Origin of the sequence: Aquimarina aggregata, assembly GCF_001632745.1 — a bacterium.
Classification (GTDB): domain Bacteria; phylum Bacteroidota; class Bacteroidia; order Flavobacteriales; family Flavobacteriaceae; genus Aquimarina; species Aquimarina aggregata.
On sequence record NZ_LQRT01000003.1, the window covers coordinates 139,269 to 154,850 of the forward strand.

Here is a 15,582-nt window from a genome sequence, read left to right on the forward strand (position 1 = left end):
TACTGCAATACATTCTTAATTTGAGATGGGTTGCATTATATGACTTACAGCTTAATGAAAATTATAAGCGATGGTCTGGAGTATTTGTTAGCGCATTCATACTTTTTCAATGGATACTTACTTTTACAAGAATATCAAAAAGGCTGAGAAAGTATGCAATGCAATTCACCTACATTCACAAGTGGGTAGGTATCCTATCTCCTATTTTTTTCTATCTCCATGCTATGGAATTTGGGTATGGCTACTTAGCACTTTTGTCCTATATATTTTTCATTAATATGATACTCGGAACTATTAATTTAGATATTATAAAAAGTACAAAAAACTGGATATTTCAATCCTGGATGATAACACACGTCGCACTTTCGTTTTTCATTACTTTTTTAATCCTTTTTCATATAGGTGTCGTCTTTTATTATAAATAAAAAATTAAATCTCATGTTATTAACTGTTAAAGATATAATACCAGAAACAAAAGATACTGTTAGTGTAATATTAAAAAACAATCTTTTTTTTAATAAAATAAGATATAAGGCGGGTCAATTTCTTACCGTAAAAATCCCAATTAAAAATAAAATTGAAAAAAGAGCTTATTCTTTTAGCAGCAGTCCTGTAACGGATAATTTTTTAAAAATAACGGTAAAAAAAGTTGAAAAAGGTCTAGTTTCTAGTTATATCTGTGACACACTTAAACCAGGTCAAAAAATAGAAATCGAAAAACCAGCAGGTAGTTTTTATGTAGTACCAAACAAAAATACACAATTCAACTATATCCTTTTTGCAGCTGGTAGCGGAATAACCCCCATCTTTTCTATTATTAAAACAGTATTAGAAAAAGAGCCTTTATCCAAAATAATTTTGATTTACGCCAATAGAAATGAAGAATCTACCATTTTCAAAAAAGCAATAGAAAATTTAGAAGAGAAATACCCTAATTCCTTTGCTGTAGAACATATTCTGGAAAAAAAGAGTTCAAAGAAACCTAATTACCATCAAGATTTATTAAACAAAGAACTCGTAGATAACATCTTAAAAAAACACCATGCAACCTATGAGAAGGGAAACTATATGATGTGCGGACCTCATGGGTTTATGGATAAAGCCAAAGAAATTCTTTTAGAAAGAGGAATTACAAGAGACAAAATCAAACTAGAAGCTTTCAATACTAACCTCATAACATCAAGTGATGCAAAAAAATTAGAAAGCGCTGTCACTATATATCATGATAATAAGAAACACATACTTGATATCAAAGGAGACAAAACGATATTACAAGCTGCTATGGCCAATAATATTATGCTACCATATTCATGCAGATCAGGAATGTGCAGTAGTTGCAAAGCAAAATGTATATCTGGTACAGTAAAAATGATAGATGGCCATTTTCTTTCAGAAGAAGAAGTTGAAGAAGGACATATACTTACTTGTATAAGTTTTCCAAGATCCAATAATGTAAGCATAAGTTTTATTAACGATTAGACAAGTACATGCTTAACAGAAACCCATTACGAAAAAGACAATACGTAGGTACAATAATTGGAATTACGGTTACAATTATTACGTATATAATTCTACCTTTAAAACAGACAGAAGATTTTCTAAGCTTAGGCCCCCTTAATACCGGTCATGAAGGTTTATCCTGTAATGCTTGTCATACAGATGCTAAAGGCAGTTTAATTCAGCAGTTACAATCCAATATTGCTTATACTTTTGGCACCAGAAAAACTAAAGTGGATTTTGGAACACAAAATGTTGATAATAAAAAATGCATCGCATGTCACGATCGTCCAAATGACCGGCACCCAACTCATCGATTTCTAGAACCAAGATTTAAAGATGCAATTGCAAATATTGATGCCACACAGTGCGAAACTTGTCATAGAGAACATAATGATACAAGAGTTGTTCTTGCTGAGGCAAACTTTTGTGTTAATTGTCATTACGATTTAGAAGTCAAAAATGATCCTATAGATGTTCCACACAGCACTCTTATAGCCAATAAACAATGGAATACTTGTTTACAATGTCATGATTTTCATGGTAATCACCTATACAAAGTAGCAGAAAAAATAAAAGATACTATTCCGCTACAGGAAATACAAAATTATCTAAAAGGAGGGAAAGATCCTTTTTCATCGAAAAAAAAACATCAACCTCTTAGTGAAGATGAATGGTTAAAATTAAAAACTAAGTATGTCAATTCAAAATAAAAGCAGATTATCATGAACTCTAAAAAAACCATTTTCCCTTATCTTTTTTTAACTATATCAACTCTAAATTCTTGTAAAAACAAAATTTCTTGTCAAATCCCAGAAGAAGTTACGTATTCAAAACAAATCAAAACTATTATAGAAACAGATTGTTTTTTATGTCATGCTCAAGATGTTTATAAAACAAAAGCTTCTAGAAACAAAATATTTGACTATGAAAGCTTAAAAAAATCCGGAAAGTCTGGGGTTCTTATTGGATCTATTACTCATACTAAAGGTTATATCGCCATGCCCTATAAAAAAGGGGTCAAAATAGATAGTTGTAATATTGAACTTATCAAGAAATGGGTGCAGACCGGAATGAAGAATTAACTACTAATTACAAACTAATTGAAATACCTATTAAATACTCTTTTTTCTAGTCGGTTTAGTGGATTATTATTACTCTTATTTGCTATATCAATGGCCATAGCTACTTTTCTAGAAAACGATTATAACACCGAAACTGCAAAGGCTCTAATATACAATGCTAAATGGTTTGAAATACTGCTTCTTTTATTAATCATTAATTTTATAGGTAATATCGCAAAGTACAACCTTTTTAGTATTCAAAAAGCCCCAATATTTCTGTTTCATATTGCTTTTATCATTATCATATTAGGAGCTGGGATTACTCGATATAGGGGTTATGAGGCATTAATTACGATCAAAGAAGGGGAATCTAATGATAGAATGATCTCTATTGACAATTATCTTCAGGTAATTGCTGGCAATGGCACTATAAATAAAAGTTATATCAGCAAACCAATATTAATGAGTGAGTTAGGGTTCAACAATATAACAGAAAACTTCGATTTTGAAGGAAAAAAAATCGAACTTGAACTAAAAGAATATATACCAAGAGCTAAATATGAACTAAAAGACACCATTTCAGGGCATACCTATTTACATATAGTAATTGCTGAAAACGAAAATAGAAAAGACTTTTATATCCAGGAAGGGACTCGTGAAAACATTTATGGAATATCTATTGCTTTTAATACACAAAACAAACTCAAAACTGATATTTTGATTACTAAAAAAAATGAAACATGGCATGCCTCTTTCCCAGAAATCACTGACTATTTTTCTATGATTCTTAATAAAGCTGGTTCCTATCCAAAAAATCAACTTACTCCTGTCCATTTTAAAGCACTCAGCAAAATAAATAACACTCAAATTGTATTTAATAAAATAGTCGAAAACAAAGTTCGAACCCTTGTTTCCGAAGAAAAGAATTCTGAAATAAAAAATCCTGAGGCCGCTATCATTATTTCAGCAAAATCTGGAGCTGATCATAAAGAAATTACGTTATTTGGTGGCCCAGGTTATATGAATCCTTTCAGTACTTTTTTTATTAATGGTACTCATCTAAAACTTAGATATGGTGCTAAACCCATTAAACTTCCTTTTTCAATTTACTTAAAAGACTTTAAACTAGAACGCTATCCGGGATCAAATAGTCCATCAGCATTTTATAGTGATGTAGAAATTCAAGAAAAAAACAAATTGTTGAATCATACAATATTCATGAACAATGTTTTAGATCATAAAGGTTATAGATTTTTTCAATCTGCTTATTTACCAGATGAAAGTGGTACTATTCTTTCTGTAAATTTTGATTATTGGGGAACATTGATCACTTACATCGGGTACAGTTTATTAGCTCTTGGTATGTTATTAAGTCTATTCTGGAAAAACTCTCATTTTGGATTAACACTAAAGCTTTTACGTTGAAAAAAAACATTATATATAGTTTTCTTAGTTTGATTTTAGTTACACTAAATGCTGCACAAGCACAACAGTTACATGGATTAAAACCCTATGAACTCGTTAACAGACAATATATTGACACCCACCATTGTGAAAAATTTGCCACGATACAAGTTCAGGATTTTCAAGGTCGAATTAAACCTATTAGCACATTAGCTCTAGAATTAATCCGAAAAATATATGGCAAAAATAGTTTTGACTACATTAATAAAGAAAATCAAAAAAAACAGTTAACGTCTATACAAGTGTTTATCGGAATGCAGTATAAACCGGATTCTTGGCAGTTATTAGAATTTATTAAAATTGAAAAAAAAGCTATCCCAAAGTTAAAGGAATTAATAAAAATCAATACGTCTGGACATAGTAGCGCTTCACAATTTTTTGATTTTAAAGGAAATTACAAATTGAAATCAATGGTCTCCTCTGCCTACACTAAATCCCCAGGAAAGAGAACCGTATTTGATAAAGATATTATAAAAATAGATGAGCGACTAAATATTGTCTGGAGTATCTTTAATGGTCAATTCTTAAAAATATTCCCAAAAATAGATGATCCCAATTTAACATGGTACTCACCCGTAACATCTGAAATTGAATTTAACAAAAACGACAAACATTTTGTAAACAAAATAATCCCCACTTATTTTTCTTATCTCGATTTAGGAATTGAAAAAGGAAATTGGCAAAAGGCAAATGAAACCATTGAACTAATAAAAAGTTTTCAACAAAAAAATGGAAAAGCTATTTTATTATCTGACAAAAAGGTAAATACAGAAATTTGGTTCAACAAAAATCATATTTTTTTATGGTGCCTTATTGGATATACTTGCTTTGGTAGCCTATTAATGCTGTTAAGTTTCATAAGAATATTAAAAAAGTATAAAACAACAATCAAAAGACTTATTGCAGTAGTCATGTTTTTCTTAGTAGGTGTATTCGTTTTACATGCATTTGGAATTGCATTAAGATGGTATATATCAGGGCATGCCCCATGGAGCAATGGGTATGAGGCTAGTATTTTTATTGCTTGGATAGGAATGCTAGCAGGTTTTGGTTTTTCCAAAAATAGCTCATTTACTCCCGCTGCGGCCTCAATATTAGCTATATGTCTACTTGGAATAGCGCATGGTAGTCTAATGAATCCTGAAATCACAAACTTGGTTCCTGTACTAAAATCCTACTGGCTTTTAATTCATGTAGCAGTGATAACAGCCAGTTATGGGTTTCTTGCATTAGGATCATTACTGTCATTAATTACTCTTCTTTTAATGTGTATTTATACTTTAACAAACAAGCAAGAAACAGATAATACAATTCAAAAATTAACCAACACCAATCAACTTACAAGTACAATTGGTCTATATATGCTTACAATTGGAACTTTCTTAGGGGGAATTTGGGCTAACGAATCATGGGGAAGATATTGGGGTTGGGATCCCAAAGAAACATGGGCGTTAATAAGTATAATCATATATTCGTTTGTATTACACATCAGAATTATTATCCCAAAAAACTATCTATATACATATAATGTTTGCAGTTTACTAGCATTAGGTAGTCTTATTATGACATTTTTTGGGGTAAATTATTATCTATCAGGATTACACTCTTATGCTAAAGGCGATCCTTTTCCCATTCCTAAATGGATTTATATCATGATCCCAATTATCTTTTTAATTACAATCATTCCATTATTTAAAAAAGCTGTTGCTAAGAAAAGTACCCTTATGCACTATGGGCAAAAAAGTTGATTACAATCTTCTCAAGCCAAAAGCAAAATAAACTTAAAGAATATGAAATTTTTAAGTTACATGATTTAAAGTTATTTTTTTTAACTTAAAATAACTTACCTACAAACTCATAAATAAACTTGAATTCAATAAACTGGGATAGTCTAAAAATGATATTAGAACTATTCTCTTGTTCATCAATTTTCATATTAAAAAAACCGGTTACAACTCCTTGTAACCGGCAACACAAGAAACACTTAAAGTCACCTAATCCTTTAAGGTTTCAACACTAAATCTTACAACGAAATCCTTAAGATTTTATTTTATCTTTTTAATTATTATTTTAACTATATGCGGGAATATTTTTCATTTCTTTAGCAACTGCCTTTTCATCTTCAGTAGAAAATTTAATAGCTAAAGAAACAACAGCGGTAAAAACAACAAATATCCCTATAATAAAATACCCACTAGAGACCGCTTGCGAAGAAGCTATTGCTTGTGCTGCTTCTACTGCCTCTTGCCCTAAATCTTGGTTTGCAGCAATTGCCGTTTTTTCTGCTATAGCAGATTTTGACTTTAACACCAATGCCGCTACAAAAGCCCCAACATTTCCTCCAGCACCAACAATACCAGAGATAGATCCTATGGCCTTATTATTTATAAAAGGAACAACAGAAAAAGTAGCTCCTTCAGCCATCTGAACCGTTAAACTGAAACCTACTAAAAAAACAATTCCCAATGTTAATCCAGTCATTCCAGAGAACAAAGATAACATTAGTCCTTCAATACCTAAAATAATTGCTAAAAAAAGTACACGCCCTCTTAATCCTTTTAGTTTTCCGAACTTATCTCCGAAAAAACCTCCTAAGGTTCTTGCAAAAATATTCATTAAAGCAAATGATAAAACTAGGTTACCAGCAGTAACACGTTCTAGATTAAATGTATTTTGTAAATAATCATCCATAGTACCATATACGGTTAGCTCCATACCAAAACAAGCTGCATACACCAAAAACAAAATCCATACTCTGTAATCCTTAACAGCACTTAAAAAACTAACCTCGTCTTTTTTAGGCTGTAATAATTCTCCTTTTGCTTTTAACTCTTTATAATTACCATCTGGAGTATCTTGAGTAAAAAAAAAATATACTATTCCCATTAAAAAACAAACCACACCAGCAATGATCATACTATATCTCCAAGCATCGGTTTCTGCAATACCAAAACTAACAACAGCTGCTGCTATTAATGGCATTCCTAAACGATTAGCTCCTCCTCCTAGATTACCCCATCCGGCAGATGTTGCATTTGCAGTTCCTACTATATTAGGAGCAAACATAATTGAAGTATGAAATTGGGTAATTACAAATGAAGCCCCAATAAAACCAATAAATAATCTACACACAATAAATTGCATAGGTGTTTGAACAAAACCTATCAAAATTACTGGAATAGCTCCTAAAATCAATAACCATGTATAACAAATACGAGGTCCAAATTTATCACACAACTTACCAATTAACAACCTAGCAAAAACAGTTCCTGAAACCGCCACTATTATCGAATTCCATTTTTGGTCTGGTGTTAAGCCTAAATCTCTTACTACATCCGGCATAAATGGGACTATCCCAAACCATGCAAAGAAACACAGAAAGAACGCCACAGAGGTGATCCAAAAGGTTCTAATAGGTAAGCTTTTAAAATTTAGTAGTTGTAACGTTGTAGATTTACTATTACTATTCATGATTACTCAGTTTTAGATTTTTTATATTTAAGAGTTAAAATATTTCAATCAAAACTAAGTACAAATACTTAAAATAAAAATTTAACTAGGTATTTTATTACGTATTAATATCTATTATTATGATATTCATAATTACCAAGTAAACTATTTACTAAAAATAGAATTTTAAAGTTTATAGATTCTAAAATTGATAATTAGAATATTCTCCAAAACTAATTAATGCTCAAGAAAATTAATTAAGTGCGCCCTATATTTATAATAATCTGGATGATCCAGCACATCTTTACGCAAACGTGGTCTTTCAAAATCAATTTCTAATATATCTCCAACTTTTGCTCTGGGACCACTAGTCATCATAATCACTCTATCTGCCAAAAATATAGATTCATCCACATCATGAGTAATCATTATAGCAGTAATTTTTTCTTGATTCCACACCTCAATCAATACATCCTGTAACTCACCTCTGGTTAATGAATCTAACATTCCGAAAGGCTCGTCCAATAACAATACTTTTGGCTTAATTGCAAATGCTCTAGCAATACCAACACGTTGTTGCATTCCTTGTGATAATTCTTTAGCCTTTTTATGCATAGCGTCCTCTAAACCTACTTTTGCTAAATAATATTTTACGATATCATCTCTGTCCTTTTTTGTGCCATGTGCAAAAACCTGTTTAACACCTAACATTACATTTTCATATGCAGTCATCCAGGGTAAAAGACTAGGGGATTGAAAAATAACACCTCTATCGGGACCTGGTCCTTTTATTGTTTGATTGTTCACAACGATTGTACCTCTAGATATTGGATTAAGTCCTGCTATCATTGTAAGTAAAGTAGATTTTCCACAACCCGAATGACCTATTATAGAAATAAATTCTTCATGTTTTATTTTTAGATCCAAATCATCTAACACCACATAATCACCTTTTGGAGTGGGATAGATTTTGGTTAGTTGAGAAATATCCAACATATATTTATCTTCAAACAGCCCATTATCCGTTCTACGAATAATAGATTTATCAAGTATATCTTCCATACATTTTTTTTATTTAAAACTTATCCTTTGAAAAGGCATTGGCTTTATTCTAGGCTTAATATTTGGCAATACGTAAGTGTTTTTTTTCGTCGAAGAACGTTGTTCTCCAATTTGTATTAAATACTCAATAATACCATTACGCAATTTTTTATATTCTTCATTATGGTTTAAAGCAGTTTTATCTCTTGGGCGCTCCAAATTAATTTTGTACTCTGGACCTAAAGTCGCTTTTGGACCGGGTTTTAAAGGAATAATCCTATCTGCCATTAAAATTCCTTCGTCAACATCATTAGTTATTAAAAGAGCCGTTTTCTTATCCTTGTTCCAAATCTTAAGAATTTCTTGTTGAAGATTACCTCGTGTTAACGCGTCTAATGCACTTAAAGGCTCATCCATTAAAATCACCTCTGGACTCATCGACAACGCTCGAGTAACTGAAACCCTTTGACGCATTCCACCAGAAAGCTCTTTTGGCAATTTATTGATTGCAGGAAGTAAATTCACCATGTCAACATATTCTTTTACTCTTTTATTCCTATCTCTTCTTAGCATTTTTTTAAAAGCTTCTTTTACAGCCATACCGACATTATTTCCAACATTAAGCCAAGGTAATAATGAATAATTTTGAAAAATCACTCCGCGTTCATGACTTGGGCCTGTAACAGGTTTACCTTTAAAAAGAACCTCTCCTTCATCGGGCATCATAAGTCCTGAAATTAAGTTAATTAACGTAGTTTTTCCGCTTCCTGTAAATCCAACAATAGCAACAAACTCGCCTTCTTCAATTTCAAGATTGATATTAGATAATACCTGAGTACGATTTTTTCCCACACCAAAAGATTTAGAAACATTTCTAAGTTCTATATATGCCATATATCTATTTTTTAAGTAGTTTCTTCAGTAAATGTCACAAACTTTTGTATGGTTAGCATAATTCTATCTAACAAGAACCCTATAATTCCTATTACAAACATTGCGACAATAATTTTTGAATTTGAATCATTAGCTCCGTTCTGAAACTCTTCCCATACAAAAGAACCTAAACCAGGGCTTTGTGCTAACAATTCAATAGCAATTAAAACCATCCATGCAACAGACAAAGTGATTCTTAAACCCGTAAAAATTAAAGGAAAAGAAGACGGCAAGATGATTTTGAAGACTTTTTGCCCTACGCTAAGCTGTAATACCTTAGCGACATTAATATAATCCTTTTCTACAGATGATACACCCATACTCGTATTTACTAATGTTGCCCACATAGAACAAAGTCCTACACTTATAAATGAAATGATAAACGAACTATCTGAATCAGAATTTTTAGTTAGGGTTTTAACAATCATAAAAACCAATAGTAACCAAACCACAGGCGAAACAGGTTTAAAAATTTGTATTAACCAATTTACCGATGACCGCAATGTATTACTTAATCCAAGCATTATCCCTATTGGAACAGCTATAAACAATGCCAATAAAAAACCTGCAAAAACAGTTTTCAAACTTGTCAAAATCTGATCTACAAAAGATGGTCTTCCTGTGTATTTTATAGCTGTTAAACCTTGAGACTCACGTTTTTCATTTGTGGCAGCCACTTTTTCTGCAAACACAGATTTTTTTTCAGATATGATTCTATGATCTGCCAACAATGATTTATAAGCCACCCAAACTTGTGCTGGTGATGGCAAAGTATTAGGTTGACAACTAATATCACCAGACTCTATACAGGTTCTCATTTCTAAGGAAGCAGCTTCTCCTTGATCCACAAGTGCTTTTTCTATACGCGCATTTTTTTCAATGTTATATAGATACCTAGCTCCAGAGTGCCATAATATCAAGAAAAGCCCTACAGATAAAATCGGTAAGAGTATTTTCTTAAACAAGGCTACCATATTTTTCTTTATCTCTTCTCCGGCCACAAGTCTTATTGCAGGTTCAAAAAAACCTAACCCTACAAAATTTAGGATATGAATTGATCTATCTTTCATTTCTTATATTTTAAAGCATAAAATCACCGATCATCAAGCTTTAATTTGTTTGATGATCGGATTTTAAAATTAATTATTGAATACTTGAAACTTCTTTAGTACTTTCTTTGTTTCCGATATTGAAACTATTGATGTATCCTAGAGGATCTTTTGCATCATACTTTTTACCGTCAATAAAATCTGTAGTCACAGGTTTATAGCCATCTGTGTTGGGTAATTCTGTAGCTTCTAAATGTCCTTCTGATACCAATAAATTAGCTGCTTTCGTCCAAATATCAGGACGATAAATATTCTTTATTGTTTTATCATACCATTCTGCAGGTTTACTTTCTGGAATTTGTCCCCATCTTCTCATTTGAGTTAAGAACCATACACCATCAGAATAAAAAGGATAAGTAGCATTATAACGATAAAAGACATTAAAATCAGGCATTTCTCTTTTGTCACCTTTTTCAAACTCAAAAGTTCCTGTCATTGAATTAGCCAACACAACTTCATCTGCTCCAACATATCCTGGCATAGACAAGATTTTCACAGCTTCTTTACGATTTCCTGGTGTATCTAGCCATTTTCCGGCTCTAATCAGTGCTTTTGTTACCGCAACGGCAGTATTTGGATATTTTTCTGTAAATTTTTTAGTCATTACAAATACTTTTTCTGGATTGTTTTTCCAGATATCGTAATTTGTAGTTACTGGTACACCAATGCCTTTAAAAACGGCTTGTTGATTCCATGGTTCGCCAACACAATATCCATAAATAGTACCCGCTTCAAGAGTAGCAGGCATCTGTGGTGGTGGTGTTACCGATAACAATACCTCTGCATCTATTTGCCCTTGAATATTTTCTTTAGAATACATACCTGGATGTATTCCTGCAGCAGCAAGCCAATATCTAATTTCATAATTATGTGTTGAAACAGGAAATACCATCCCCATTTTAAAGGCTTTACCATCGTTCTTATAGGATTCTATTACAGGCTTAAGCGATTCAGCCGAAATAGGATGAATTGGCTTTCCGTCTTCTCCTTTAGGAACATTCGGTTTCATCTTTGACCAAACATCATTAGATACTGTAATACCATTACCATTTAAATCCATAGAAAAAGGAGTAACTAACTCTGCTTGTCTACCAAAGCCAGCACCTGCAGCTATAGGTTGACCGGCCAACATATGAGAACCATCAAGCTGACCATCAATAACGCGATCTAAAACATTTTTCCAATTTGATTGCGCTTCAATTGAAACAAAAAGCCCCTCATCTTCAAAAAAACCTTTTTCTTTGGCAATCGCCAAAGGTGCCATATCTGTAAGCTTAATAAAACCAAACGTTAGTTGAGGTTTTTCGATAAGAAGATCTGAAGTTTTTTCTACAGAAGAGTCATTTGATGCTATTCCTTTCTTTTTTTTACCTGCACAAGATGTTAAAATCATGGCAGTAACTATAACTACAATTTTAATATAAGTTTTTTTCATAATTCTGTGTTTTGAAAATTTCACTAAGTAGAACTATCCAAAACTAAGTATTATTACTTATTTTTAATAGTTTTTAAGAAAAAAAATACGTATTCATGGCATTATTATGTATAATTCTAAAATTGATAAATCAAATTGATTTTTCAATAATTCATTTGTTAAAAAATTAAAGATAGGAAAATATCAACAAACTAAAAAGTTAAAAATTCCTTTAAAAACAACACCTTACAAAGCTTTTTCCACACCTCTTTAAATTGAAAACCGTAAGAATTAGGTCAACACCCCATTAAAACCAATTAATCAAATTTGAACATTTGTTAGTTAAAAATAATTAAGTATATTTACGTAAACTAATATTAACCTCCCTAGAATAATTACACATGCGAATAAAAATAACTTCCATCTTTGTTACTATTATTTTGCTGTACTCATCCCATGGGTATTCGCAAAATCAAAATTATGGATCTATTAGCTACAATAAGGCTATAAATGTATCTGGAAAGCAACGAATGTTATCTCAAAAAATATCGAAAGCATACCTGTTAATTGCTAAAGGAATTGATAATTCAGAAATAAAGAAAGAGCTTAATTCGAGTAAGTTTATTTTTGAAAAGCAATTAGATATTTTAGAAAAAAATGCTCCTAACTCTGCTATAAAGTTATCTATTAAAGATATCAGGAGGTCCTGGAACGATTTTAAAGCCGCTATTGATAGTCCACCTAACTTTATGAATTCTGCAAAAGTACTCGAACTCAACACCCCTTTACTACGCAAATGCCATGAATTAGTATTAAGTATAGAAACGAGTTCAAAATACAATAATCAATTTTTCAAAAAGACCAATCAAGACCTAGCGAGTACGATTAATGTTTCTGGTAAACAAAGGATGCTTTCTCAAAGATTGTGTCTATATTATACTGCTTTATCTATGTTTCCCGACAAGAAAGCTCAATATAAAGGTATTATCGTTAAAATTTTTAGTGAGTTTGATAACGTTATTGGAGATTTGTTAATTAATAGCTACAATACTACAGAAATAGAAGAAGAACTGGGCAATGTAATGTCGCAGTGGGAAAAGTTTCAAATAAACAGAAAAGATTTTGTAAATGGTGCTTTTTCATTAGAAGATGTTTTTTATACTACAAACAGCCTAACTAAAAGTTTTAATAAAATAACCGGGATCTACGAAATCATTTCAAAAAGCACATAAAATCTAAAAACATCTTGCTAATATCGTAAGATTAGGGAATCATTCCATATTCTCTAGCTTTATTGCTTAGCTCAAGGACATTTTTAACATCCATCTTTTTCATCAAATTGAAACGATGTACTTCTGTGGTTCGTTTACTAATATCAAGCTCTAATGCTATATCTTTATTAGTCATTCCAGAGATAGCTAACCGAAGAATCTGATTTTCTCTTTTTGTTAGATCAAAAGGGTTTTGATTTTTAATCTTAAAAGATTTATTAAAATCCACATCTTCTTCATCCCATTCATTTGATTGAAAACCATCTCCTTTAATTTTCCTAATTAATATGGAAGAAACATCTCCGCTAAAATATTTTTCGCCTCTACTTATAATCGCTAAAGCTTTTAGAAACTCCTCTTTACTCGATCCTTTAAGAAGATATCCGTCTGCTCCTGCATTTATGGATTGTAGTATATATTCATCAGAATCATGCATCGATAACATGATAGTTTTAGTCTTTAAATTTAGGAGTTTAAATTGTTGTACCATTTCAATACCAGACATTTCAGGCATTCGTATGTCGCAAATTGCAATATCAGGTTGTAACGATTTAATCAAATTAATTCCCTCTTCTCCATTAGAAGCTTCTCCAACAACACCATATTGTTCTTTTTCATCTTCAAGAATTGCTCTTATCCCGTCTCTAACCATAAAATGGTCATCTATAAGCACTATTGTTATCATTAGCTGTAATTTAAAATACTTAGAAGTTCAAAACCTCTTTGCAGACCAAATATATGAATATTTCAAAAACGTCTAAGTAAATTTTAAGACTTGTTAAATAATTCTACGTATTATTATCTAAAAAACACCATTAAAATACGTATTATTACTTAGTTTTGGTTTTCAAAATTATACTGATAAATCTAAAATAGAATATGACCCTAGTCATACTTTATCGCTTTATCGTCAAGTATTTTTGTTTAACCATACGAATTTTTAAAACCTATATACCTATACATTAATCTAAACTTATTGAAATGAAAAACAAATTATTTTTAACGACGCTAGTAATCATGGTATTTATTTTAAAGGGTAAAGCCCAAGAATTAAGTATTGATGCAGATATTAGACCTCGATTAGAATATTTAAACGGTTTTGGAAATCTTATCCCGGATAATGTAGATGCCGGAACCTTTGTACAACAACGTTCAAGGTTAAAATTTGCCTATAAAGAAGAAAAATTCGCTGCTTATTTAAGTGTTCAAGATGTAAGCATATGGGGAGATACTCCACAGATTGCTGCTGCAGACAATAACAACAGTTTCTCTGTTGCACAGGCGTGGATTGATTTTAAACTAGGAAAAGGTTGGTCTACCAAACTTGGAAGACAAGCTTTATCTTATGATGATCAAAGGATATTTGGTGGTTTAGATTGGGCAATGCAAGGTCGATTTCATGATGCAGCATTACTAAAATATACAAAAGAAGGTTTTAAACTGGATATCGGTTTAGCCTTTAATCAGAATGGTATATCTACACAAACCACTTTATTCGATCCTAATAACGGGGGAAACGCAAGAGCTGTATTTGATTACAAAGGAATGATATATGCATGGTTGCATAAAGATTGGGAAAAGTTTTCGGGTAGTCTTTTGATAGCTAACAACTCTTATCAAAATCTCGAAGGTCAAGTCCCAGTTGACGGAAATGTGAATCGTCAAACATTTGGTACTCATTTAGTAGCCAAACCAGCAAAAGGACTTTCTATAATGGCAAATATCTATGGGCAAACTGGTGAATTTACAGAAGATATTGATCTATCTGCATATAATGCACTACTTGAATTAACCTACAAACCAGGAAAAACCTTATTCGGAATCGGATTTGAAACCTTAAGTGGTGATGAAAACGGAGGAACAGATGGTGAAATAAAATCTTTCTTCCCAATCTTTGGTACTAATCACAAGTTTAATGGGTACATGGATTATTTCTATGTGGGTAACCATGCAAATAATATTGGTTTAAATGATTTTTACGCCAAAACTGTTATTAAAACTGGAGAAAAATCAAGCTTATTAATTAAAGCGCACTATTTCTCTGGTGCAGAAAGCCTAGGTGATAATATCGATGATTATTTAGGTACAGAGGTTGATCTTGTCTTTACTCAAAAACTTTTGGCATTTGCTACCTTAAAAATTGGCTACTCTCATATGTTTGCTTCAGATTCTATGGAAATACTAAAAGGAGTTACAGACCCTGCCAGTACTCAAAATTGGGGATGGGCCATGTTAGTAGTAAAACCTAACTTTTTAAAATGGAGCCCAAAACCGTAATAAGATAACTTCTTTACTTTATATAGAGAACCCTGCTTTAACATGATTTCGGCAGGGTTCTC

General features: G+C 31.7%; 13 protein-coding genes. 7 read left to right on the plus strand and 6 right to left on the minus strand.

The window, feature by feature from the left end:
* Positions 1-438: 438 nt before the first annotated feature.
* The 5 genes from AWE51_RS06655 to AWE51_RS06675 are packed head-to-tail and all read left to right on the plus strand — an operon-like array spanning position 439 to position 5,773.
* The gene (locus AWE51_RS06655) at positions 439-1,479 is read left to right on the plus strand and encodes a ferredoxin--NADP reductase (RefSeq protein ID WP_066311293.1); all 1,041 of its coding nucleotides are present in this window, start codon (positions 439-441) and stop codon (positions 1,477-1,479) included.
* An 8-nt stretch (positions 1,480-1,487) separates the two neighbouring features.
* Entirely contained in the window at positions 1,488-2,210 is a 723-nt protein-coding gene (locus AWE51_RS06660; RefSeq protein ID WP_066311295.1) for a cytochrome c3 family protein, read from the plus strand.
* A 12-nt stretch (positions 2,211-2,222) separates the two neighbouring features.
* Positions 2,223-2,582, plus strand: a complete 360-nt coding sequence (locus AWE51_RS06665; RefSeq protein ID WP_066311299.1) for a hypothetical protein — start codon at positions 2,223-2,225, stop codon at positions 2,580-2,582.
* Positions 2,583-2,600: 18 nt separating this feature from the next.
* Positions 2,601-3,986, plus strand: a complete 1,386-nt coding sequence (locus AWE51_RS06670) for a cytochrome c biogenesis protein ResB (protein ID WP_232517350.1) — start codon at positions 2,601-2,603, stop codon at positions 3,984-3,986.
* A complete protein-coding gene (locus tag AWE51_RS06675) occupies positions 3,983-5,773 on the plus strand; it encodes a cytochrome c biogenesis protein (RefSeq protein WP_066311302.1) in 1,791 nt (596 codons plus the stop codon). Before AWE51_RS06670 ends, AWE51_RS06675 begins: the two co-directional genes overlap by 4 nt.
* Positions 5,774-6,095: 322 nt before the next feature.
* Here AWE51_RS06675 and AWE51_RS06680 read toward each other — a convergent pair whose 3' ends face one another.
* The 5 genes from AWE51_RS06680 to AWE51_RS06700 all read right to left on the minus strand — a co-directional run bounded on the left by AWE51_RS06680 (position 6,096) and on the right by AWE51_RS06700 (position 11,993).
* The gene (locus AWE51_RS06680; RefSeq protein WP_066311305.1) at positions 6,096-7,496 is read right to left on the minus strand and encodes an MFS transporter; all 1,401 of its coding nucleotides are present in this window, start codon (positions 7,494-7,496) and stop codon (positions 6,096-6,098) included.
* A 216-nt stretch (positions 7,497-7,712) separates the two neighbouring features.
* A complete protein-coding gene (locus tag AWE51_RS06685; RefSeq protein WP_066311308.1) occupies positions 7,713-8,537 on the minus strand; it encodes an ABC transporter ATP-binding protein in 825 nt (274 codons plus the stop codon).
* A 9-nt stretch (positions 8,538-8,546) separates the two neighbouring features.
* Positions 8,547-9,410, minus strand: a complete 864-nt coding sequence (locus AWE51_RS06690; RefSeq protein ID WP_066311310.1) for an ABC transporter ATP-binding protein — start codon at positions 9,408-9,410, stop codon at positions 8,547-8,549.
* Positions 9,411-9,421: 11 nt separating this feature from the next.
* A complete protein-coding gene (locus AWE51_RS06695) occupies positions 9,422-10,519 on the minus strand; it encodes an ABC transporter permease (RefSeq protein ID WP_066311313.1) in 1,098 nt (365 codons plus the stop codon).
* A 73-nt stretch (positions 10,520-10,592) separates the two neighbouring features.
* Positions 10,593-11,993 (minus strand): CmpA/NrtA family ABC transporter substrate-binding protein, encoded by a 1,401-nt coding sequence (locus AWE51_RS06700; protein WP_066311318.1) that lies wholly within the window; start codon positions 11,991-11,993, stop codon positions 10,593-10,595.
* A 380-nt stretch (positions 11,994-12,373) separates the two neighbouring features.
* Here AWE51_RS06700 and AWE51_RS06705 point away from each other — a divergent pair, with 380 nt between their 5' ends.
* Positions 12,374-13,204 (plus strand): type IV pili methyl-accepting chemotaxis transducer N-terminal domain-containing protein, encoded by an 831-nt coding sequence (locus AWE51_RS06705; protein WP_066311320.1) that lies wholly within the window; start codon positions 12,374-12,376, stop codon positions 13,202-13,204.
* Between the two features lie 31 nt (positions 13,205-13,235).
* Here AWE51_RS06705 and AWE51_RS06710 read toward each other — a convergent pair whose 3' ends face one another.
* Positions 13,236-13,928: a response regulator gene (locus AWE51_RS06710; protein WP_066311330.1), complete on the minus strand. Its 693-nt coding sequence runs from the start codon at positions 13,926-13,928 to the stop codon at positions 13,236-13,238.
* Between the two features lie 296 nt (positions 13,929-14,224).
* Here AWE51_RS06710 and AWE51_RS06715 point away from each other — a divergent pair, with 296 nt between their 5' ends.
* Positions 14,225-15,520, plus strand: a complete 1,296-nt coding sequence (locus AWE51_RS06715; protein WP_066311333.1) for an alginate export family protein — start codon at positions 14,225-14,227, stop codon at positions 15,518-15,520.
* The last annotated feature ends 62 nt before the right edge of the window (positions 15,521-15,582 follow it).

Bases quoted from the DNA above. Each gene is read 5' to 3' on its own strand.
- AWE51_RS06665 (WP_066311299.1), top strand. From the start codon at position 2,223: ATGAACTCTAAAAAAACCATTTTCCCTTATCTTTTTTTAACTATATCA.
- AWE51_RS06710 (WP_066311330.1), bottom strand. From the start codon at position 13,928: ATGATAACAATAGTGCTTATAGATGACCATTTTATGGTTAGAGACGGG.
- AWE51_RS06685 (WP_066311308.1), bottom strand. From the start codon at position 8,537: ATGGAAGATATACTTGATAAATCTATTATTCGTAGAACGGATAATGGG.
- AWE51_RS06700 (WP_066311318.1), bottom strand. From the start codon at position 11,993: ATGAAAAAAACTTATATTAAAATTGTAGTTATAGTTACTGCCATGATT.
- AWE51_RS06705 (WP_066311320.1), top strand. From the start codon at position 12,374: ATGCGAATAAAAATAACTTCCATCTTTGTTACTATTATTTTGCTGTAC.
- AWE51_RS06660 (WP_066311295.1), top strand. From the start codon at position 1,488: ATGCTTAACAGAAACCCATTACGAAAAAGACAATACGTAGGTACAATA.
- AWE51_RS06715 (WP_066311333.1), top strand. From the start codon at position 14,225: ATGAAAAACAAATTATTTTTAACGACGCTAGTAATCATGGTATTTATT.
- AWE51_RS06695 (WP_066311313.1), bottom strand. From the start codon at position 10,519: ATGAAAGATAGATCAATTCATATCCTAAATTTTGTAGGGTTAGGTTTT.
- AWE51_RS06680 (WP_066311305.1), bottom strand. From the start codon at position 7,496: ATGAATAGTAATAGTAAATCTACAACGTTACAACTACTAAATTTTAAA.
- AWE51_RS06690 (WP_066311310.1), bottom strand. From the start codon at position 9,410: ATGGCATATATAGAACTTAGAAATGTTTCTAAATCTTTTGGTGTGGGA.
- AWE51_RS06655 (WP_066311293.1), top strand. From the start codon at position 439: ATGTTATTAACTGTTAAAGATATAATACCAGAAACAAAAGATACTGTT.